General features: G+C 62.7%; 18 protein-coding genes and 1 pseudogene. 16 read left to right on the plus strand and 3 right to left on the minus strand.

Annotation, left to right across the window (positions count from 1 at the left end; genetic code table 11):
- The first annotated feature begins 83 nt into the window (after positions 1–83).
- The 3 genes and pseudogenes from BWR18_RS20225 to tspO all read left to right on the plus strand — a co-directional run bounded on the left by BWR18_RS20225 (position 84) and on the right by tspO (position 3,128).
- Positions 84–1,609 (plus strand): annotated as a pseudogene (locus BWR18_RS20225) (phytoene desaturase).
- Positions 1,606–2,640, plus strand: coding sequence for a 15-cis-phytoene synthase (gene crtB, locus BWR18_RS20230; RefSeq protein WP_076630653.1), 1,035 nt, complete (start codon positions 1,606–1,608; stop codon positions 2,638–2,640). The pseudogene BWR18_RS20225 and the gene crtB overlap by 4 nt, the downstream one beginning before the upstream one ends.
- A gap of 5 nt (positions 2,641–2,645) precedes the next feature.
- Positions 2,646–3,128, plus strand: coding sequence for a tryptophan-rich sensory protein TspO (gene tspO, locus BWR18_RS20235; protein WP_076630654.1), 483 nt, complete (start codon positions 2,646–2,648; stop codon positions 3,126–3,128).
- A gap of 192 nt (positions 3,129–3,320) precedes the next feature.
- Here the strand turns inward: tspO and BWR18_RS20240 are convergent, their stop codons facing one another.
- From BWR18_RS20240 to crtD, 3 genes are all read right to left on the minus strand, one after another.
- Positions 3,321–3,746, minus strand: coding sequence for a type II toxin-antitoxin system death-on-curing family toxin (locus tag BWR18_RS20240; protein WP_076630655.1), 426 nt, complete (start codon positions 3,744–3,746; stop codon positions 3,321–3,323).
- Positions 3,747–4,095: 349 nt separating this feature from the next.
- The gene (gene crtC / locus BWR18_RS20245) at positions 4,096–4,968 is read right to left on the minus strand and encodes a carotenoid 1,2-hydratase (protein WP_076630689.1); all 873 of its coding nucleotides are present in this window, start codon (positions 4,966–4,968) and stop codon (positions 4,096–4,098) included.
- Positions 4,965–6,527 (minus strand): 1-hydroxycarotenoid 3,4-desaturase CrtD, encoded by a 1,563-nt coding sequence (gene crtD, locus BWR18_RS20250; RefSeq protein ID WP_076630656.1) that lies wholly within the window; start codon positions 6,525–6,527, stop codon positions 4,965–4,967. The genes crtC and crtD overlap by 4 nt, the downstream gene beginning before the upstream one ends.
- A 95-nt stretch (positions 6,528–6,622) precedes the next feature.
- Here crtD and BWR18_RS20255 point away from each other — a divergent pair, with 95 nt between their 5' ends.
- From BWR18_RS20255 to pufC, 13 genes are all read left to right on the plus strand, one after another.
- Positions 6,623–7,504 carry a polyprenyl synthetase family protein gene (locus BWR18_RS20255; RefSeq protein ID WP_076630657.1) on the plus strand — a complete coding sequence of 294 codons (882 nt, stop codon included), beginning with the start codon at positions 6,623–6,625 and terminating at the stop codon, positions 7,502–7,504.
- Complete coding sequence (locus BWR18_RS20260) at positions 7,501–8,616, plus strand: methyltransferase (RefSeq protein ID WP_172839435.1); 1,116 nt, start codon at positions 7,501–7,503, stop codon at positions 8,614–8,616. The genes BWR18_RS20255 and BWR18_RS20260 overlap by 4 nt, the downstream gene beginning before the upstream one ends.
- A 145-nt stretch (positions 8,617–8,761) precedes the next feature.
- On the plus strand, positions 8,762–9,697 hold the full coding sequence (gene bchC / locus BWR18_RS20265; RefSeq protein WP_076630658.1) for a chlorophyll synthesis pathway protein BchC: 936 nt from the start codon (positions 8,762–8,764) through the stop codon (positions 9,695–9,697).
- 4 nt (positions 9,698–9,701) lie between these two features.
- Positions 9,702–10,730 (plus strand): chlorophyllide a reductase iron protein subunit X, encoded by a 1,029-nt coding sequence (locus tag BWR18_RS20270; protein WP_076630659.1) that lies wholly within the window; start codon positions 9,702–9,704, stop codon positions 10,728–10,730.
- Positions 10,717–10,908 carry a hypothetical protein gene (locus tag BWR18_RS20275; protein ID WP_076630660.1) on the plus strand — a complete coding sequence of 64 codons (192 nt, stop codon included), beginning with the start codon at positions 10,717–10,719 and terminating at the stop codon, positions 10,906–10,908. Before BWR18_RS20270 ends, BWR18_RS20275 begins: the two co-directional genes overlap by 14 nt.
- Positions 10,905–12,473, plus strand: a complete 1,569-nt coding sequence (gene bchY / locus BWR18_RS20280; RefSeq protein ID WP_076630661.1) for a chlorophyllide a reductase subunit Y — start codon at positions 10,905–10,907, stop codon at positions 12,471–12,473. The genes BWR18_RS20275 and bchY overlap by 4 nt, the downstream gene beginning before the upstream one ends.
- A gap of 91 nt (positions 12,474–12,564) precedes the next feature.
- Positions 12,565–14,088 (plus strand): chlorophyllide a reductase subunit Z, encoded by a 1,524-nt coding sequence (gene bchZ, locus BWR18_RS20285; RefSeq protein WP_076630662.1) that lies wholly within the window; start codon positions 12,565–12,567, stop codon positions 14,086–14,088.
- Complete coding sequence (gene pufQ, locus BWR18_RS20290; protein ID WP_076630663.1) at positions 14,085–14,312, plus strand: cytochrome PufQ; 228 nt, start codon at positions 14,085–14,087, stop codon at positions 14,310–14,312. The genes bchZ and pufQ overlap by 4 nt, the downstream gene beginning before the upstream one ends.
- 189 nt (positions 14,313–14,501) lie before the next feature.
- On the plus strand, positions 14,502–14,657 hold the full coding sequence (gene pufB, locus BWR18_RS20295) for a light-harvesting antenna LH1, beta subunit (RefSeq protein ID WP_076630664.1): 156 nt from the start codon (positions 14,502–14,504) through the stop codon (positions 14,655–14,657).
- A gap of 9 nt (positions 14,658–14,666) precedes the next feature.
- Positions 14,667–14,828, plus strand: a complete 162-nt coding sequence (gene pufA, locus BWR18_RS20300) for a light-harvesting antenna LH1, alpha subunit (RefSeq protein WP_076630665.1) — start codon at positions 14,667–14,669, stop codon at positions 14,826–14,828.
- Between the two features lie 144 nt (positions 14,829–14,972).
- On the plus strand, positions 14,973–15,836 hold the full coding sequence (pufL, locus tag BWR18_RS20305) for a photosynthetic reaction center subunit L (RefSeq protein WP_076630666.1): 864 nt from the start codon (positions 14,973–14,975) through the stop codon (positions 15,834–15,836).
- Positions 15,837–15,840: 4 nt separating this feature from the next.
- Positions 15,841–16,830, plus strand: coding sequence for a photosynthetic reaction center subunit M (gene pufM, locus BWR18_RS20310; protein ID WP_172839436.1), 990 nt, complete (start codon positions 15,841–15,843; stop codon positions 16,828–16,830).
- Between the two features lie 2 nt (positions 16,831–16,832).
- On the plus strand, positions 16,833–17,954 hold the full coding sequence (gene pufC / locus BWR18_RS20315) for a photosynthetic reaction center cytochrome PufC (protein WP_076630667.1): 1,122 nt from the start codon (positions 16,833–16,835) through the stop codon (positions 17,952–17,954).
- Positions 17,955–18,071: the final 117 nt, after the last annotated feature.

Genomic DNA, 18,071 nt, shown 5'->3' on the forward strand with positions numbered 1-18,071 from the left:
AGCGTGCCCATTGGCACATCTTTTAGCCTATCGGTGGAAAAGAAATTGTCAACCAAACTAGACACTCCTATTGTTTGAAAGAGATGACACGCCTTGATCCCATCGAATCGAAGGCCCGAACGGGCAACCGCGCCATTGTGATTGGCGCGGGTCTGGGTGGTTTGGCCGCTGCCATGCGCCTGGGCGCCAAGGGTTATACCGTTACCATCATCGACAAGCTGGACGTGCCGGGGGGCCGTGGGTCTGCCATTTGGCAGGACGGGCATCGGTTTGATCTGGGTCCGACCATTGTCACCGTGCCGCAGCTGTATCGCGAGCTGTGGGCGGCCTGCGGTCGGTCATTTGAGGATGATGTAGAGCTGCGGTCGCTGGACCCGTTCTATGAAATTCGCTGGCCGGATGGGACCAAGTTTGTGGCCCAGCATGATACCGAGAAGATGCGCGCAGAGGTGGCCAAGATCGAGCCGCGCGATGTGGCGGGCTTTGATCGGTTTCTGGAGGATTCGGCGAAGCGGTATTGGTTTGGCTTTGAGGATCTGGGCCGTCGGTCCATGCACCAGCTTTCGGAGTTGGTGAAGGTGTTGCCGACCTTCGGGATGATGCGCGCGGATCGGTCGGTCTATGCCCATGCCGCGCGGCGCTTTCGCAATGAGAAGTTGCGGATGGCGTTTTCGTTTCACCCGCTCTTTATCGGCGGGGATCCGACCCATGTGACCAGCATGTATATTCTGGTCAGCTACCTGGAGAAGCAGTTTGGCGTGCATTATGCCATGGGGGGCTGTCTGGCATGGCGCGCAAGATGGCCGACGTGGTGGAGGATCAGGGCGGGACGCTTTTGATGGACACCACGGTCGACGAGATTGTTGTCGAAGGCGGTCGTGTGCGTGGCGTGCGCCTTGAGTCCGGGCTGGAGCTGGGCGCCGATGTGGTCGTCAGCAATGCGGATGCAGGCCATACCTATGATCGGTTGATGCGGGCCGCCCCCAAGAAGCGGTGGACGCCGGCCAAGCTGAAGCGGACGCGGTATTCGATGAGCCTGTTTGTCTGGTATTTCGGGACGAAGGGGACGCGGAGTGAGTGGGCTGATGTGGGCCATCACACCATTCTGAACGGGCCGCGCTATACCGGGTTGCTGCACGACATCTTTATGAAGGGCAAGCTGTCGGATGACATGAGCCTGTATGTGCATCGCCCGTCGGTCACCGACCCAGGGGTCGCGCCGGAGGGGGATGATACGTTTTATGTGCTGAGCCCGGTGCCGCATCTGGGGCATGGCGGGGTGGATTGGAGCACGGAAGCCGAGGCCTATAAGGCGAAGGTGCTGGCCGTGTTGGAGGACCAGCTTTTGCCCGGGTTAGGGTCGAGAATTTCGACCGAGCAGGTGTTTACGCCCGAGACGTTTCGGGATCGGTATCTGTCGCCCCATGGGGCTGGATTCTCGATTGAGCCGCGGATTTTGCAGTCGGCCTGGTTCCGCCCTCACAACGTGAGTGAGGAGGCGGAGGGGCTGTATCTGGTGGGGGCTGGCACCCATCCCGGCGCGGGCGTGCCGGGGGTGATTTCGACGGCGGAGGTTCTGGCGCAGTTGGTGCCGGATGCGGTGGTATGATGGATCCGCGTGACCTTGAGGCCTGCACCGAGGCGATCCGCCATGGGTCGCTGTCGTTTCATGCGGCGTCGAAGTTGTTGCCCAAGAGCGTGCGCGATCCGGCGTTGGCGCTGTATGCGTTTTGTCGATTGGCCGATGATGAGGTCGATCTGAAGGCCGAGAAGGTCGAGGCGGTGTTGCGGCTGCGGGACCGGTTGGATCTGGTCTATGCCGGGACGCCGAAGGATGCCGCCGCCGACCGCGCCTTTGCCGCGGTGGTGGAGCAGTTCGATATGCCACGGGCCTTGCCCGATGCGTTGCTGGAAGGGCTGGCCTGGGATGCCGAGGGGCGGACCTATGCCACGCTGTCTGGCGTGAAGGAGTACTCGGCGCGGGTCGCGTCGGCCGTCGGTGCCATGATGTGTGTCCTGATGGGCGTGCGCGATGCGGATGCGCTGGCGCGGGCCTGTGATCTGGGCGTGGCTATGCAGCTGACAAACATTGCCCGCGACGTGGGTGAGGATGCGCTGGAGCGCCGCCTGTATTTGCCGACCGACTGGCTGGAGGAGGCGGGGATGACGCCCGAGAGCTTCTTTGCCGATCCGCGCCCGACCAAGGCGGTGCGGGCCATGGTCAAGCGGCTCGTGATGGAGGCGAACCGGCTCTATTACCGGTCCGAGGCTGGGATCGGGGCGTTACCCGCGTCCTGTCGGCCCGGCATCTATGCGGCGCGGTTTATCTATGCGGGCATTGGCGGGCGGCTGACGGGGATGGGGTATGACAGCATCTCGGCCCGGGCGCGGACGTCCAAAGCGCAGAAGCTGGGGTGGCTGGCGCAATCGGTTGCGGCGAGCGCGACAACGTCTGTCATGCCGCAGTCCGCAGTGCTTTATGCCAAGCCCTTGCCCGAGGTGCAGTTTCTGGTGGATGCGGCGGCCAAAGGCGCGCGCGCCAGCCGGAGCGACAGCCTGTTTGAAGCGCTGGCCGCCCTTGAGGCGAAACGGCAGTCCGAGCGCGCCACCTTGATCGGGACCCGCGCACGCGCTACCTGACGCTCATGTTTTGGCTTTTGTTCTGCATTTTCTTTGCCGCCTGCCTTGGCGCGGGCGTGACCGGTGGGCTGTTCCCCCCCGGACCTTGGTACCGGGCGCTGAACAAGCCAAGCTGGACGCCGCCCGACTGGGTGTTTCCGGTGACATGGATGGTGCTGTACGCTTGTATGGCCATTGCGGGCGCCCGCGCGGCGATGGCAGAGGACAACGCAATCGCGATGGCGTTTTGGGCAATGCAGATCGCGTTCAACGGGTTGTGGACGCCGGTGTTCTTTGGTCTGCGCAATATCCGGTTGGGCATGGCCGTTATCGGTGTTCTGTGGGTCACGGTGCTGAGCGCGATGCTGGCGTTGTGGCAGGTGGATATGATCGCTGGGGTGCTGTTTGTGCCATACCTGATCTGGGTCACGATTGCGGCGGCCCTGAATGCCGAGGTCTGGCGGTTGAACCGGGATGAGGCGGCGAAGGGGACTGTGGCGGCGGAGTGACGTCGTCGGTGGTGTGTGAAAACCATAGTGGACAGCCGGGTGTCGGTCTGTGGGTCTTAAACACCCGCGACAAACCATTCGACAGCAGCGAAAATCACAGTGATCTTGCCGTGTGTCCAGGACGAAGCCTCGCGCTGGCCAGGTTTGTCGTCCAATAATTTCGCGGACGGTCGCGCCTCCACCCAAGCCGATTTATACGTCGTCCACCATGGCTTCGTAGCTGTCATATGATTTTGCGTAGTGTTCGACCCATGCAATGACCCTCTGCACATCCCAGTGTTCGTCGACCATCTGCGCCAACTTATCGTACCAGGGATAATCCTCTGGCAGGATTAGCACATGGATTTCGGTGTAAAGAAACGCGTTGCACACGATCCATGCGGTGCGCTTGTTCGCGTCCTTGAAACCGTGGTTGTTCAGAAAGCCGTGCAAAAGGCACCCGGCCTTGTCTATGACCGTGGGGTAGAAAACCTGCCCATCGTATTCCTGGTAGGGTCGTCCCAAGGCGCTGTGGATCAGGTCCTTGCTGTTGATGCCTGGAACACCGCCGCCGTTTCGCAGGGCGTGGTCATGCGCCGTTATCACGTCTGCAAACGTGACGCGGAAGTGATCTGCCACTACCGGTCTGCGAGTTTGATCAAACCAGCCCGATCCCGCCGCGAGATGACATTGACACCCTCCAGGAACCTACCTGTTTTGGCGCTGCGCAAGGTGACGGTGCTGGCGGAGGCTGGCGCTTTGGTGCTTGGTACGCGCGTTTGCCCGCGAGAACGGTCGGACTTGGCAGTGGTTATTTTGACGCTTTTTGTCATGTCTCACCTCTCTACCCTGACATGCCCATGTTGCGCGGTGATTTCAAGAATTCCTTAATAAGTCGGACGCTGGCTGTGGAACGCGAATACGTATTCCAAGCCTTTCACGCGGCGTTCCAAGCGCATGGTGCGCAATGAATGCGCACCCTACCGGGTTACGAGAACGTCCATTTGCTGCGTCTTGGCACCCGCACCGCCAGCATCGGCTTGATCAGGGGCGAGCGGAAGCGGCGGAGGTCGAGGGCCTCGTGCACGCCTGTGGTCCGTTCGCCATTGAGTGTCGTTTCGATGGCCGAGCGGGAATAGAAGGGCGCGTCGAGCATGTTTTGGACTTGTTTCGCTTTGGCCCCTGCGTCGCCGCGGGTTTCGCGTTTGACCGCCCAGAGGGAGCGGCGGATGGGCGCCTTGGGCGGCAGGGGGATGCTGGTGGCGTTGCCTGCCGCGTCGAACTGGAAGCCGGCGGCAAGTTCCGAGCCATCCAGCCGGGTGGCGTCGTAGAAGCAGGTGGCGCCGGCGCCCGTGGGGTAGCGGCCCCAGGTCCAGTAGCTGAAATCTTCCTCCAGTGCGCGGGTGCCGAAATTGGCGTCGAAATATCCTTCGCCAGACCATTGCCAGCCGGGGCGGTCGATATCGACGTCTATGCGTGAACGCGGCGCGAAGGGGCGCCAGATGTGGCTGTCATCTGGGGTCAGTGCCAGTTCGACGTTGGTGAGGGCCGAGGGGATGACCCGGATTTGCCCCTTGATCCGGCTGATGAGGGGCGGGGAGGAGATTTCGTCGATGTCGATGACGAGTGTGTCGTCTTCCCAGCGCATCATGGAGGGGCCGACCTCGAACCTTGATGCCGTTTGGCGCAGGGCTGATGTGCCCCGGTCCGTCATGGTGAACCTGCCGCCGCGCCCGTAGGTGGCGACGTTGATGCAGACGTGGTTTTGCGGGTTCTTGCGCCCGGACCAGCGATACCAGGGCGAAAAGACCGAGCCGATGAAGCCGATGACCGATACGGCGCGGGTGCCGCAATCGCTCAGGCCGTCGACATACCACCATGCGTAGCCGTTTGGCCCGACCTCGATGTTGAAGTTTGGTCGCTCAAGATCGCCTCTGCCGCGTGCCGGGCGGAGAGGGTGGCCATCGGCACACCCGCCCCCGGGTGCGTCCCGCCCCCCGCCAGGTAGAGGTTCGGGATTTGCGTCCGGGCGGTGGGGCGCTGGAGCGCGGCTGTCAGCCCGTGGGGCGTTTGGCCGTAGAGCGCGCCCAGACTTGCCGGGAACATCTGCCCGAACGCTTGGGGCGTCGTTATGGTTGTCGTGTCCGGGGTCGGCGCGAACCTGATCCCGTGCTGCGCCATCTGGCGCGTGATCTGATGAAGCCATGGGGAGAGGTCCTCCGTCGCGGTGTCCGCGGGTGCGGGCGCGTTTGTGTCGCCCGTTGCGGGCGCGTTTGTGATGATTTCGAAGCGTTCGAGCGGCGGCGGTGGCGTGCCGTGGCCGCGATCGAGGGCGCAGATGTAGAAGCTGGGTTGGGCCGGGATGCGGCCCGCCATGAGGTCATTGAATTCGGAGTGGGCGTCTGCCGCGAAGAAGACGTTGTGATGGGCGAGGTCTGGCCCCTGCGGTGTGGCGGCAAAGCTGAGGACGCGGGCGGAGAAGCTGCGTTTCGCCTTGGCCGTTTGGGGGGCGATGTGGCGCGTGTCTGGGCCGAGAGCGCCGGTCGCGAGCGCCCGTGGGTCGCCTGCATGGATCAGGACGTCGCAGGGGATGTGCGTGCCGTTTTCCAGGTGGACGGCGCGGACGGTGCCGTCCTGGACGTCGATGTGGTCCACGTGGGCGTTGGTGTGCGTCTCGACCCCGTGTGCATCAAGGAGTTTGCCGAGCGCTTGGGTCAGCTTGTGCATTCCGCCCTCGACCACCCAGACGCCGTTCGCCTCGGCCTGCCAGATCAGCGACAGGATCGCGGGGGCGTGGGTGGGGCTGCCGCCGACGTAAGTGGCGTAGCGGCCAAAGAGCTGCCGCAGGCGCGGGTCGCGGAAGCTGCGTTTGAGCAGGGTTTTGAGTGTGGAGAGCGGCGCCATGGCCGGGATCAGGTGCGGTTGGCGCAGGACGTGTTTCGTGAGTGCCGCCAGCTTTGGTTCGGGGGCCTGCATCATCGGTGCGTCGAAGGCGGCGAAGAGCTGGCGTGTGCGTCTGGTGAATTTTAGGAAGTCGGTCACGGCGGTGTCGCCGCCGAAGCTGCGCAGCGCGTCGATGGTGCGTGTTTCGTCTGCGTAGAGACTGAGTGTGCTGCCGTCGGGCCAGAAGTGACGGGCCAGTTCGTCCTGTTTGATGAGGGTCACGTGGTCTTCGACGCGGGTGCCCAATTGGGCAAAGAGGTCGTCGAAGACGTGCCGCATGGTCAGCACCGTTGGCCCCGCGTCGATGGGGCCTGCGGGCGAGGGGATCGTGCGGATTTTGCCGCCCACGACCCCGTGCCGTTCCAGCAGTGTCACGGCATAGCCCGTGGCCCGCAGCCGCGCGGCACAGGCCAGACCGGCGATGCCGGCCCCGATGATCACAGCGCGTTGGGGGGTGGGGCGGGTGACATGGGTCATGGCGTGAATATTGACTCGTGACAGATCATGTGTCCAGTATGGTTTACACTTTGGTGTAGCGCCAACGTGACAATTATCCGAGAGGAGAGCGGCATATGGGCCTGAGCACACGGATCGAGACGGCGGTAGCAGAGGCTGTGGCCGTAGGTCAGGGGGCCGGGCGTGCCACGCCGCCGAAGCTGGCGGAGGCGCTGCATTATGCGACTGCGCCGGGTGGCGCGCGGATTCGTCCGACGATTCTGATGTCTGTCGCGATGGCCTGTGGCGATGATCGGCCAGCGGTGTCCAATGCGGCGGCGGCGGCGCTGGAGATGATCCATTGCGCAAGCCTCGTCCATGACGATCTGCCGTGCTTTGACGATGCGGATGTGCGGCGGGGGAAACCTTCGGTCCATCGCGCGTATTCTGAACCGCTGGCGGTGCTGGCGGGCGACAGCCTGATTGTGCTGGCGTTCGAGACCTTGGCCCGGCAGTCGGGGCAGGCGCCCGAGCGTGTGGCGCAGTTGATCATGACCTTGGCCCAGCGGACCGGGATGCCCGGCGGTATCTGTGCGGGGCAGGGATGGGAGAGCGAGAGCGAGGTCGACCTGTCGGCCTATCATCAGGCCAAGACGGGTGCCTTGTTCATCGCTGCGACCCAGATGGGGGCGATTGCAGCCGGGCAGGAGTCCGAGCCGTGGTTCGAACTGGGCGCCCGGATTGGCGAGGCGTTCCAGGTGGCAGACGATTTGCGCGATGCGCTGTACGACGAGGCGACGCTTGGCAAACCTGCGGGGCAGGATGATTTGCACGGGCGGCCCAATGCCGTGACTGAATTTGGCGTGCAGGGGGCGATCAGCCGGTTGAAGGATATTCTGGGCGGCGCGATTGCGTCGATCCCAAGCTGCCGTGGCGAGGCGCAATTGGCCGAGATGGTGCGCATGTATGCGGAACGGTTGACGCCTGTTGTATCCCCAAGCCGCGTGCCGGGCGAATGACCATCGAGGCCCAGGACCTGCCCGCGTGGCGTGGCGGTTGGTTGAACCGACTGGTCGCGCGACCGGGTTTTCAAAGCTGGGCCAGTAAGTTTCCACTCACGCGATCACGGGCGCGGGCCGATGGGGCAGCGCTGTTCGATGTGGTGCAGGGCTTTGTTCAAAGTCAGGTGCTGATGGCCTTGGTCGAGCTGGACCTGTTCCGGCGGTTGCGCGCGGGGCCGCAGAATGCGGAGACGTTGGGACGGGCCTGCGATGTGCCTGCCGACCGGATGCAGGTTCTGTTGCAGGCCGGTGCGGCCCTAGGCTTGCTCAAACGCAAACGCGACAAGTTTGCGTTGGCCCGCAAAGGCGCCGCCCTGATGGGTGTGCCGGGGCTGGAGGCGATGATTCGGCATCACAAGGCGTTCTATGATGATCTGCGCGATCCGGTGGCGCTGTTGCGCGGGCCGGACGAGACGAAGCTGAGCCAGTTTTGGCCCTATGTCTTTGGCGGTGCCGTCGATGCGGGCGATGCGGCGATCTATTCCGACCTGATGGCGCAAAGCCAGCGGCTGGTGGCCGAGGATACGTTGCGGACCGTGTCGCTGAAAGGTGTGCAACACCTTTTGGACATCGGCGGCGGGACGGGCGCGTTTCTGGAAGCGGCGGGGCAGGCGAATCGGTCGATGCAGATGACCCTGTTCGACCTGCCGCCGGTTGTGCCCGATGCGCAGGCCCGATTCGATGCGGCCGGTATGGCGGACCGGGTGACCATTGCGCCGGGGTCCTTTCGCGAAGATGCGTTGCCCGAGGGTGCGGATGCGATTTCGCTGATCCGCGTGCTTTACGATCATGCGGACGACACGGTGCGCGACTTGCTGGCCAAAGTGCATGATGCGCTGCCCCCCGGTGGGCGGCTGATCGTGTCCGAACCGATGGGCGGCGGGGCGCGTCCGGATCGCGCCGGTGATGTGTATTTCGCCTTCTACACCATGGCGATGCAGACGGGCCGTGCCCGGTCTGCGGCAGAGATTTCTGCGCTGTTGGCCGAGGCGGGTTTTGCCGACATTCGCAGCCGCGCGCCTGCCCGGTCCTATGTCACGCGGGTTGTCACGGCGCAGCGACGCGAGTGACGCCCGTCATTGATTTTTGTCAATGTGTCTAATCTGATTGACACATATGGTTGTCTAACTAGAATGACATCTAGCGACGATCTGCCGTCCCGAGTCTGTTTCACCAGAAGCGGGACCCGGCAGTGCCAACCAAAGGGAGACAATCGTGGACACCTCTGCCGTCCTTCTCAAAGGTCCCAAGGATCTGGATGTGGACACGCTGGCGCTGACCGCGCCGGGGGCGGGTGATCTGGTTGTCGAGGTGACGCATTCTGGGATTTCCACCGGAACGGAAAAGCTGTTCTGGTCGGGTGAGATGCCCCCGTTTCCCGGTATGGGCTATCCGCTGGTGCCCGGATACGAGGCCGCCGGTGAGGTGGTCGAGGCCGGACCGCTGACCGGCTTCAAGCCGGGCGACCGGGTGTTTGTGCCCGGGTCCAACTGTTTCGAAGATGCCTTTGGCCTGTTTGGCGGTGCGGCGAAAACACTGATCACCGACAGTGCGCGGGTGACCCGCATTGACCCGCAGCTGGGCGCCGAGGGCGCGCTGCTGGCGCTGGCCGCAACCGCCCGTCACGCGATGGCCGGGATGAACAAGGCCGTGCCGGACCTGATTGTCGGCCACGGTGTTTTGGGTCGGCTGTTGGCGCGGCTGACGATAGCATCCGGTGCGCCCGCGCCGATGGTGTGGGAGATCGACCCCGCCCGCCGTGACGGTGCCCAGGGTTACGAGGTCATGCACCCTGATGATGACGCGCGCCGCGATTACCGGTCGATCTATGATGCGTCGGGCAAGTGCGATCTGCTGAACGATCTGGTGGGGCGCATCGCCAAGGGTGGCGAGATCGTGCTGGCGGGGTTCTATACCGCGCCGCTGAGTTTCGCCTTTCCGCCTGCCTTTATGAAAGAGGCGCGGTTCCGCGTGGCCGCTGAATGGACCCGCGAGGATCTGGCGGCAACCCGCGCGCTGGTCGAGTGCGGGGCGCTGCGGCTGGATGGATTGATCACACATACACGGCCCGCCGCCGATGCGCGTGCCGCTTACGAACAGGCGTTCAGCGATGGCGCCTGCCTGAAGATGATTTTGGATTGGGAGCACTGAGCCTATGAAAGACGAGCTTGATAAGCGCTCGGATGCGAGCGACGTCCCCAATCTGAAGGATTTCGATCAGCGCCTGAAGGATGAGGCCAACGAAGATTTGGCGGACGTGCTGCCGACCGAGGCGACAAAGAAAACGCAGATCATCGCGATCTATGGCAAGGGTGGGATCGGCAAATCCTTCACCCTCGCCAACCTGAGCCACATGATGGCCGAACAGGGCAAGCGCGTGTTGCTGATTGGCTGCGATCCGAAGTCGGACACCACCAGCCTGCTCTTTGGGGGCAAGGCGTGCCCGACGATCATCGAGACATCCACGAAGAAGAAGCTGGCCGGTGAAGAGGTCGCCATTGGCGACGTGTGCTTCAAGCGCGGCGGTGTGTTTGCAATGGAGCTGGGCGGGCCCGAAGTGGGCCGCGGCTGCGGTGGCCGGGGGATTATCCATGGCTTTGAACTCCTCGAAAAACTTGGCTTCCACGATTGGGATTTCGACTATGTCCTCCTGGATTTTCTCGGAGATGTGGTCTGTGGCGGTTTCGGCCTTCCGATCGCGCGGGACATGGCTCAGAAAGTGATTTTGGTTGCGTCCAACGATTTGCAGTCGCTCTATGTCGCCAACAACGTCTGTTCGGCGGTGGAGTACTTCCGCAAGCTGGGCGGCAATGTGGGTGTCGCGGGCCTGGTCATCAACAAGGATGACGGGTCAGGCGAGGCGGACGCCTTTGCCAAGGCGGTGGACATCCCCGTGCTGGCGAGCATTCCGCAGGATGACGACCTGCGCAAGAAATCCGCGAATTACCAGATTGTCGGCACCGATGCCTCGCAATGGGGCGCGTTGTTTGCCGAGTTGGGCGAGAACGTCGCCGTGGCCCCGCCCGTGCGGCCCGCACCGCTGTCTCAGGATGGGTTGCTGGAACTGTTCGACGGGTCCGAGACCGGGGCCGGTGTCACGCTGGAACCTGCAACCGACATGGACATGCGTGGCAAGAATGCCGAGCCGAAACCGTCGCTGGAGGTGGTTTATGACGAAGCATGACTTGAACGCTGTCCAAAGGACATTGGCTGCAAGCTACGCAACGGCGCGCGCGACGGATGCGTTGACCGAGGGAAGTGCCGATGTTCTGGCCCAAAGCAGGCAGCAAGTGCAGCTGACGCAGAACCTTGTTGCGCAGTGTTACGCAGTGCTGAGCGATCTGAAAGAGGGTGAGCGTTGAGCACCAAGGTCACATATGACGCGGCGGACGACGTCGAGGTGACAAAGGGTCATCCCCGCGAGGCTGAGATGCCCGCCGTAGACGCCCCTGTTGATGGTCTTGGCTGCCATTCCGGCTCCGAGATGGAGAAGGCCGCCCGCATGGCGGGCAACTCCGAGATGCTGGACAAGTTTGCCGAAGACTACCCGCAAGGGCCGCATGACAAGCCGCAAAGCATGTGCCCAGCCTTTGGGTCGCTGCGCGTCGGCTTGCGGATGCGCCGGGTGGCGACCGTGCTGAGCGGGTCGGCCTGCTGTGTCTATGGGCTGACATTCGTGTCCCATTTCTACGGCGCGCGGCGGTCGGTTGGCTATGTGCCCTTCAATTCAGAGACGTTGGTGACCGGCAAGCTGTTCGAGGACATTCGCGAGTCTGTCCATGATCTTGCCGACCCCGACAAATATGACGCCATCGTGGTGACGAACCTGTGTGTTCCCACCGCGTCGGGCGTGCCGTTGCGGCTGTTGCCGAACGAAATCAATGGTGTCCGGATCGTCGGGATCGACGTGCCCGGATTTGGTATTCCCACTCATGCCGAAGCCAAAGATGTTCTGGCTGGGGCCATGCTGAACTATGCCCGCGCTGAAGCGACAGCGGGGCCGGTGGCGGCCCCCGTGGGTGGGAAGTCTGATCGCCCGACCGTGGCGCTGCTGGGCGAGATGTTCCCGGCAGACCCCATGATGATCGGGCAAATGCTCGCGCCCTTGGGGCTTGCGGCGGGGCCTGTTGTGCCATGTCGTGAGTGGCGCGAGCTTTACGCGGCTTTGGACAGTGCCGTCGTGGCGGCGGTGCATCCCTTCTATACCGCGGCGGTGCGTGAGTTTCAGGCGGCTGGGCGTCCTGTTGTCGGGTCGGCCCCTGTGGGCCGCGATGGCACGGCGGCCTGGTTAAAGGCGATTGGCGAGGCCCATGGTTGTTCCGTCGACCAGATCGCCGAGGCGCAGAACGCTGTGCTGCCCGCGATCACCGGCGCGCTGGCGGCGATGCCGATCAAGGGGACGATTACCCTTTCCGGCTATGAAGGGTCTGAGCTTTTGGTGGCCCGCCTGCTGATCGAAAGCGGGGCTGAGGTGCCTTATGTCGGCACCGCCTGTCCGCGTACGCCGTGGAACGCTGAGGATCAGGCGTGGCTTGAGGCCAAGGGCGTGAAGGTGAAATTCCGCGCGTCGTTGGAAGATGATTGTGCGGCGATGGAAGCAGTGCAGCCGGATCTGGCCATCGGCACGACACCCGTGGTGCAGAAGGCCAAGGAGCTGGGTGTTCCAGGGCTGTATTTCACCAACCTGATTTCGGCGCGGCCCTTGATGGGACCGGCCGGTGCGGGGTCGCTGGCGCAGGTCATCAATGCCGCTATCGCCAACAAGGGGCGCATGGATCACATGCGTGAATTCTTTGAGGGCGTTGGGACCGGTGACACCGCTGGTGTCTGGGAAGGCGATCCGAATCTGCGGCCCGATTTCCGGGCGCAGAACGCCAAGAAGCTGGAACGTCAGGCAAAGGCCGCCAAGGCGGCGGAGATGATCTGATGCGGTGCCGGGTGACATACGGATGCGCGGTGCGCAGCAAGTGCGCACCCTACGTAGGGTGTGCATTCATGCGCACCATTGGCGGTGCCCCATGCTGATCATGGATCATGACAGGGCGGGCGGGTACTGGGGCGCGGTCTATGCGTTCTGTGCCGTCAAAGGCCTGCAATGCGTCATCGACGGCCCGGTGGGTTGTGAAAACCTGCCGGTGACCTCCGTTCTGCACTACACCGACGCGCTGCCGCCGCATGAGTTGCCCATCGTGACCACCGGTCTGGGTGAGGAAGAACTGGGCCGCGACGGGACCGAGGGCGCGATGAAGCGCGCCTGGGGAACGCTTGATCCGGCGCTGCCTGCGGTTGTTGTGACCGGGTCCATTGCCGAGATGATCGGTGGCGGCGTCACGCCGCAGGGCACCAACATTCAGAGATTTCTGCCACGCACCATCGACGAAGATCAGTGGGAAGCAGCAGACCGGGCCATGACCTGGATCTTTACCGAGTTCGGTATGACGAAGGGTCGGATGCCCCGCGAGGCCAAGCGGGAGGAAAGTGCGAAGCCTCGTGTCAATATCCTGGGTCCGATGTACGGCACGTTCAACATGCCGTCGGACCTGGCCGAGATCCGGCGCCTGGTCGAAGGCATCGGATGCGAGGTCAACATGGTGATGCCTTTGGGCGCCCATGTGGCCGAAATGCGAAATCTGGTAAATGCGGATGTGAACATCTGCATGTACCGCGAGTTCGGGCGCGGGTTGTGCGAGCTTCTTGCCAAGCCGTATCTACAAGCCCCGATAGGGGTCGAGAGTACCACCAAGTTCCTGCGCGCACTGGGGACCTTGGTGGGCCTCGACCCCGAACCCTTTATCCAGCGCGAGAAACACTCGACGCTGAAGCCTGTGTGGGACCTGTGGCGGTCCGTGACGCAGGATTTCTTTGCCACGGCCAGCTTTGCCGTGGTCGCGAACGAGACCTATGCCCGCGGGCTGCGTCTGTTCCTTGAGGATGACCTTGGTCTGCCCTGTGCCTTTGCCACCGCTCGGGTGGCCGGCAAGAAGACCAACAACGAGGAAGTGCGCGCCTGGATGGGCCAGAAGCGTCCCCTTGTCGTGTTCGGGTCCATCAATGAAAAGATGTATCTGGCCGAGTTGAAGGGTGGGCATGGGCCCAGCCCCGCATTTATCCCCGCCTCTTTCCCGGGTGCTGCCATTCGGCGGGCCACAGGGACCCCGTTTATGGGATATGCGGGTGCGACTTATGTCATTCAGGAGGTCTGCAACGGCCTGTTTGACGCGCTGTTTCACATTCTGCCTTTGGCCACCGACATGGATGCGGCCGAAGCAACCCCGACGACCCTGCGCCGCGACTTCCCCTGGGATGCCGATGCGCAGGCCATGCTCGACAAGATTGTCGAGCAGCACCCCATCCTGACCCGGATTTCCGCGGCCAAGACCCTGCGCGATGCGGCTGAGCAAGCAGCCCTTGCGGCGGGTGCGGACCGGGTCGTGATCGAAACCGTGCGCGCCCTCGATCCCGCCCTGGCGGGACCGGCAGAGATTAACGAACCGGCCCTCGCCGGGTCGTCAGACGACGTTTCCGAAGGAGGAACAGCATGACTGACATGACATCGAACGTGGTCACCGAGACGCCGCGGAAGCGCAGCGGGGAGAAGACCGAGTTCATGGTCTACTTCGCGATCATCTTTGTGGCGACCCTGCCGCTGGCGTGCCTGACCTGGGCGCTGGCTGCGCTGAAGTCGCGCAGCTTCACCGACAAGGGCCCGATGGCACGGGCCTGGACCCAGGCGCGGATCATCACGCCGATGATCTTCAACGCGTGATCGCGGCGGCGACATATCAATTTTCGGGCCCGCATCCGTGCGGACCCAAAAACGTCCTCGGCCTGTGTGCGCCTGCCGAGACACGAGACTGGACGCCTGGCAACAGGTGGACAGAGCCCGGAGGGGGTGACCCCAATGGACCCGGCCGCGGGGTGCGCGGCGTCAGCACTGAATTCCGGAGGAATTACTATGGCTGAAAACCTGTCTTTCACAGGTCTCACAGACGAGCAGGCGCAAGAGCTGCACGCTGTCTACATGAGCGGGCTCTGGCTTTTCACAGCCGTGGCCGTTGTCGCTCACTTGGCAGTGTACATCTGGCGTCCCTGGTTCGCGAACGGTTGGTAAGGACAAGACATGGCAAAGTTCTACAAGATCTGGCTCATTTTTGATCCCCGCCGCGTGTTCGTTGCGCAAGGCGTCTTTCTGTTCCTGCTGGCAGCGATGATTCACCTCGTCCTGCTGAGCACGGAGCACTTCAACTGGTTCGAGCTGGCAGCCCAAGGCGCTGCCCAGTAACGACCGGTCCGAAGGGATCCAAGACATGGCTGCGGGCGGGGCAAAATAGTGCGCCGCTGCCTGCCCGCAGCAAATCAATTCTGACGACACAAGACGGCTGACGTCCCCCGGGGGGCCGCGCCGCCAAACGCGGAGATGAGAGAGATGGCGTTGCTATCCTTCGAACGAAAGTATCGCGTCCGCGGAGGGACGCTGATCGGCGGCGATCTGTTCGACTTCTGGGTCGGCCCATTCTACGTGGGCTTTTTCGGGGTCACGACTGCCTTTTTTTCACTGCTGGGCACGATCCTGATTTTTTGGGGCGCATCTCAGCAGGGCACATTCAACCCCTGGCTGATCAACATCGCGCCGCCCGACCTGAGTTACGGTCTGGGCATGGCCCCGTTGATGGAGGGCGGGCTGTGGCAGATCATCACGATCTGTGCCATCGGCGCCTTTGTCAGCTGGGCGCTGCGCGAGGTCGAGATCTGTCGCAAGCTGGGCATGGGCTATCATGTGCCCATCGGCTTCGCGGCCGCGATCTTTGCCTATGTGACGCTGGTCGTCTTTCGGCCTGTCCTTATGGGCGCGTGGGGTCACGGGTTCCCGTATGGCATTTTCAGCCACCTCGATTGGGTGAGCAACACGGGCTATGCGTACCTGCACTTCCACTACAACCCGGCCCACATGCTGGCCGTCACGCTCTTCTTCACGACCACGCTGGCGCTGGCCCTGCATGGCGCGCTGATCCTGTCCGCCGCCAACCCAGAAGAGGGCGAGCTGGCCAAGACGCCGGATCACGAGGACACGTTCTTTCGGGATTTCATCGGCTATTCCATCGGCACCCTGGGCATTCACCGTCTGGGCTGGCTGCTGGCCATCAACGCGGGTTTCTGGAGTGCGATCTGCATCATCATCTCCGGCCCCGTCTGGACCGCAGGCTGGCCCGAGTGGTGGAACTGGTGGCTGAACCTGCCCATCTGGGGCGCCGATCCGCTGCCTGTCTATCAAGCTGGATTTGGGGGGTAAGATCATGGCTGTAGAATATCAAAACATCTTCACCCAGGTTCAGGTCCAGGGGAACCCCGAATGGGGCATGGACGACAGTGGCGAGATGACGCGCGAGCGCGTCGGCAAGCCATGGTTCTCGACCCTTGCGGGCTGGCTGGGCAACGCGCAGATCGGACCGATCTATCTGGGCTGGACCGGTATGGTGTCGCTGGCGACGGGCCTGATCTGGTTCGTGATGGTCGGCATCTCGATGCTGTCCCAAGTGGGCTACTCGATCCCCGAGTTCATCCGGCAGCTGTTCTGGCTGGCGCTTGAGCCGCCGTCGCCCCAGTACGGGCTGTCGATGCCGCCGCTGGATGAAGGCGGCTGGTACATCATCGCCAGCTTCTTCTTGCTGGTGTCGGTGATGACCTGGCTGCTGCGCAGCTACCTGCTGGCGGCCGAGCACAAGATGGGCAAGCACGTGTTCTGGGCCTTTGCGTCCGCCGTGTGGCTGTTCCTGGTGCTGGGTCTGTTCCGTCCGGTCCTGATGGGATCGTGGAGCGAGGCGGTGCCTTACGGCATCTTCCCGCATCTGGATTGGACGACGGCATTCTCGATCCGCTACGGCAACCTTTACTATAACCCGTTCCACTGTCTTTCGATCGTGTTCCTCTATGGCTCTGTCCTGCTGTTCTGTATGCATGGCGGCACCATTCTGGCCGTGACCCGCTATGGCGGCGACCGCGAGTTGGAACAGATCTATGATCGCGGCACGGCGACCGAACGGGCGGCCCTGTTCTGGCGCTGGACCATGGGGTTCAACGCCACGATGGAAGGCATTCACCGATGGGCCTGGTGGTTTGCGGTGCTGACCCCGATCACCGGTGGTATCGGCATCCTGTTGACCGGCACGGTTGTCGACAACTGGTTCATCTGGGCGCAAGAGCACAACTTTGCCCCCATGTATGACGGCGCATATGGCTACGAAGACTATGGGTCCTACGAAGCCTTTATCGGGCAGGAGGACTGATCATGCTTCCCAAGTGGTTCAATGACTGGAACAAGGACAACCCGACCAATGTGTTCGGGCCCGCCATCGCCGTCGGCATCGTGGGCAGCGCTGTCTTTGTCGCCGCGCTGGTGGTGACCTGGGGCAACCCGTACCAGACCGAAAGCATGCAAACCGGCCCACGTGGCACGGGCATGTCGGTGCCGGAGTTCAACGTGTCACGTTTGGCCCCGGATCCGGATATCGAAAACTACTACACCGAGGAGCCGTACATTCCCGAAGGGGGTGAGGAACTGGCCCGGGACATTTACGAGAATGTTCAGGTGCTAGGCGATCTGACCGAGGACAACTTCAACCGCGTGATGCTGGCCATCACACAGTGGGTGTCACCGGAAGAGGGCTGTGCCTATTGCCACGGTGATGTCGATATCTCGGAATATGGCGCGGATGACCTTTATACCAAGGTGGTCAGCCGCCGCATGATCCAGATGACCCAGAACATCAACGAGAACTGGTCGGGTCACGTCAACGCGATCGAAGAGGTGGGCGTGAACTGCTACACCTGCCACCGCGGTGAGCATGTGCCCAGCAACATCTGGTTCAATGTCACGCCGGTGAACGAGAATGTCAGCGGCTGGGCGGCGGATCAGAACCGTGCGACGGCGATGAGCCAGTCGACCTCTCTGCCGTCATCGGCGCTGGAGGTTTACCTGACCGACTACGACAGCCAAGTGAATGTCCACGATCTGGACAGCCGCGTGGCCGGTGTGCCGGGTATCGACGAGGGTATCGCCACCATCCAGAAGACCGAGATGACCTATTCGCTGATGAATTACTTCTCGAACTCGCTGGGTGTGAACTGCGTGTTCTGCCACAACAGCCGCGCCTTCCATGACCCCGGCCAATATACACCGCAATGGGGTATCGCGCAGTTGGGCCGCCAGATGGTGATCGAGATGAACCAGGAATACCTGATCCCGCTGAAGGACACGTATCCTCCGGAGCGTTTGGGTCCGATCTTTGCCGACGCGCCCAAGGCGGCGTGCAAGACATGCCACAAAGGGTATCAGCGTCCGCTTCAGGGCATGAACGTGATTGCCGACTGGCCGGAACTGGCGACGACCGAAGCGCCTGTTTACGAGTGATGTGTTTGGCGGAGGACACCTCCGCCTTACGACCTGTGCCCGATCCGGGCGCACCAAGATGTGACAGGGGCGGATCTCTTTGCCCCTGTGACGCCAGGCGCGGGTCATCGGCTTCCT

The organism is Tateyamaria omphalii, assembly GCF_001969365.1.
Taxonomy (GTDB): domain Bacteria; phylum Pseudomonadota; class Alphaproteobacteria; order Rhodobacterales; family Rhodobacteraceae; genus Tateyamaria; species Tateyamaria omphalii_A.

Coding starts and splice junctions, on each gene's coding strand:
- crtB (WP_076630653.1), top strand. CDS start 1,606: ATGATGGATCCGCGTGACCTTGAGGCCTGCACCGAGGCGATCCGCCAT.
- tspO (WP_076630654.1), top strand. CDS start 2,646: ATGTTTTGGCTTTTGTTCTGCATTTTCTTTGCCGCCTGCCTTGGCGCG.
- crtD (WP_076630656.1), bottom strand. CDS start 6,527: ATGACCCATGTCACCCGCCCCACCCCCCAACGCGCTGTGATCATCGGG.
- BWR18_RS20255 (WP_076630657.1), top strand. CDS start 6,623: ATGGGCCTGAGCACACGGATCGAGACGGCGGTAGCAGAGGCTGTGGCC.
- BWR18_RS20260 (WP_172839435.1), top strand. CDS start 7,501: ATGACCATCGAGGCCCAGGACCTGCCCGCGTGGCGTGGCGGTTGGTTG.
- BWR18_RS20270 (WP_076630659.1), top strand. CDS start 9,702: ATGAAAGACGAGCTTGATAAGCGCTCGGATGCGAGCGACGTCCCCAAT.
- BWR18_RS20275 (WP_076630660.1), top strand. CDS start 10,717: ATGACGAAGCATGACTTGAACGCTGTCCAAAGGACATTGGCTGCAAGC.
- bchZ (WP_076630662.1), top strand. CDS start 12,565: ATGCTGATCATGGATCATGACAGGGCGGGCGGGTACTGGGGCGCGGTC.
- pufQ (WP_076630663.1), top strand. CDS start 14,085: ATGACTGACATGACATCGAACGTGGTCACCGAGACGCCGCGGAAGCGC.
- pufB (WP_076630664.1), top strand. CDS start 14,502: ATGGCTGAAAACCTGTCTTTCACAGGTCTCACAGACGAGCAGGCGCAA.
- pufA (WP_076630665.1), top strand. CDS start 14,667: ATGGCAAAGTTCTACAAGATCTGGCTCATTTTTGATCCCCGCCGCGTG.
- pufL (WP_076630666.1), top strand. CDS start 14,973: ATGGCGTTGCTATCCTTCGAACGAAAGTATCGCGTCCGCGGAGGGACG.
- pufM (WP_172839436.1), top strand. CDS start 15,841: ATGGCTGTAGAATATCAAAACATCTTCACCCAGGTTCAGGTCCAGGGG.
- pufC (WP_076630667.1), top strand. CDS start 16,833: ATGCTTCCCAAGTGGTTCAATGACTGGAACAAGGACAACCCGACCAAT.